Raw genomic sequence first — 2,034 nt, 5'->3', positions numbered from 1 at the left:
TGGTCGCGTTCGCCGGGACTGCCCTCACCTATCTCGCCTGAGGGCGAGCTCAGCGCGCGAGTGCGCGCAGCTCGTCGAGGACGTCGACGGCGAGATCGCCGAGATCGGATTCCTCGTCTGCGGTGACCCAGCGGGTGAACGCCTGGTGGAACGCCACGCTGGTGAGCTCGGCCGTGAGCGCCGCAGCCGCCTCGCCGGTTCCGCGCGCGACGAGCGCCGCCGCGATCGCCTCGGTGAGGTGCAGCCGCTTGACCTGCTCGCGCTCCTGCAGCGCGGGGTGCGCCGCGATCACAGCGGCGCGGCGGCGCGCGTAGGGGTGCCGGCCCTCGAACCACTTCCCCGCGGCCCGCAGCGCGAGAGCCGCGGCGTCGAGGGGGCTTGCATCGGCGGGTGCCGCGGCGACGGCATCCGTGAACACGCCGTTGTACTCGACCGGGTCGCCGAACAGCACCTCGCGCTTGTCGGCGAAGTGGCGGAAGAAGGTGCGCTCGGTCACGCCCGCGCGCGCGGCGATGTCGGCGACCGTCGTGGACTCGTAGCCGCGCTCGACGAACAGCTCGAGCGCCGCCTGCGCGAGGCGCCCGCGCGCATCCGGCTTCCAACGTCCCATAGCTGGATTCTAGGTGATGACACCTTCTGACATCGGTGCTATCGTGATGTCAGTTCCTGACATGGAGGTAGTCATGAAGGTATTCGTCACGGGAGCGAGCGGGCACATCGGCCAGCTCGTCACGGCCGAGCTGATCGCGGCGGGCCACGAGGTCGTCGGGCTGGCGCGGTCGGATGCCGGCGCGGAACGCGTCGCCAAGCTGGGCGGCGCCCCGATCGTCGGCTCGATGGACGACACGGCGCGGCTGGCGGAGCTCGCCGCGGAATCCGACGCCGTCGTCAATCTCGCGTTCAAGCACGACAACGGCGACTTCGGCGCGGCGATCGCCGCCGACCGCGCGGTGATCACGGCGATCGGCGAGGCGCTCGCCGACTCCGGGAAGCCGTTCCTCGCCGCCTCGGGCACCATGATGCTCGCGGGCTCGACGGCGCCGGGCGAGGTCGGAACGGAAGACGCCCCGATCGACACCGAGCACGCGCGCAACCCGCGCGCGGTCACCGAACAGCAGCTGCTCGGCCTCGCCGCACGCGGCGTGCGCTCGGCGGCGCTCCGCTTCGCGCCGACCGTTCACGGGCCGGCCGACCTGCACGGGTTCATCCCCTCGCTCATCGCCGGTGCGCGCGAAGACGGCACCTTCGGCTTCGTCGGCGACGGCAGCAATCGCTGGCCGGCGGTGCACAACCTCGACACCGCGCACCTCATCCGGCTCGCGCTCGAGAAGGAGGACCTGCCCGCGGGCATCCCCCTGCACTTCGCGGCAGACGAGGGCATTCCGTTCCGCCAGATCGCCGAGGCGATCGGCCGCGGCGTCGGCGTGCCCGTCGCGCCCGTGCCGCAGGACGAGGCCGCGGCGCGCTACGGCTTCGTCGGCGCCTTCATCGGCATCGACAACCCGACCTCGAGCGCCAAGACGCGCGAGCTGCTGAAGTGGGAGCCGAGCCACAACGGCCTGCTCGAGGACCTCGCCGAGGGGTTCTACTTCACGCGCTGAGCAGCCCAGAGGAAGCCCGCGCTTCAGAATGAGCCCACGGGGGCAGGGCGCTGCTGGGAGTGAGCTGGCGGCCCAGATCTCGCTCCGTCGTCGCCCCTCGGCGACAGTAGATGCCGTTCAGCCCTGTGCAGACCTCGCGGCGGCGACAACAGACGCTGGAATGCCGCGGGCTTTCCAACATCGCTTGTCGCCGCGTGAAGGGTGGGCGAGACGAAACGACAGCTGATGTCGTCGCGCGAGATGAACCCCAGGTCGACCCTCGGACTCATTCATCTAGGCAGCCGCGACGACCTCGAGCAGCGCGTCGCCGTACTGCTCGAGCTTCTTCGCGCCGATGCCCGTGATGCCCTCGAGGTCTTCGCGCCTCGCCGGCCGGGCGACCGCCACAGCGCGCAGCGTCGCGTCGCCGAACACGATGTAGGCCGGCACCGAC

The 2,034-nt window shown here is 71.2% G+C and carries 3 protein-coding genes; 1 reads left to right on the top strand and 2 read right to left on the bottom strand.

Features of this window, described 5'->3' with window-relative positions:
• Positions 1-49: 49 nt before the first annotated feature.
• Positions 50-610, bottom strand: a complete 561-nt coding sequence (locus ACM2XV_RS14780) for a TetR/AcrR family transcriptional regulator (protein WP_487027485.1) — start codon at positions 608-610, stop codon at positions 50-52.
• A gap of 73 nt (positions 611-683) precedes the next feature.
• Between ACM2XV_RS14780 and ACM2XV_RS14775 the strand changes: the two genes are divergently transcribed.
• The gene (locus ACM2XV_RS14775) at positions 684-1,601 is read left to right on the top strand and encodes an SDR family oxidoreductase (protein ID WP_344776921.1); all 918 of its coding nucleotides are present in this window, start codon (positions 684-686) and stop codon (positions 1,599-1,601) included.
• A 273-nt stretch (positions 1,602-1,874) separates the two neighbouring features.
• Here the strand turns inward: ACM2XV_RS14775 and ACM2XV_RS14770 are convergent.
• Positions 1,875-2,034, bottom strand: a 160-nt coding sequence (locus ACM2XV_RS14770) for an HRDC domain-containing protein (RefSeq protein WP_487027486.1), incomplete at its 5' end; no start/stop codon positions are given.

The organism is Gryllotalpicola sp. CP2-P1 (genome assembly GCF_057512245.1).
Note: the sequence above shows the minus strand (reverse complement) of the source record. Positions and strands in the feature narration are given on the sequence as shown.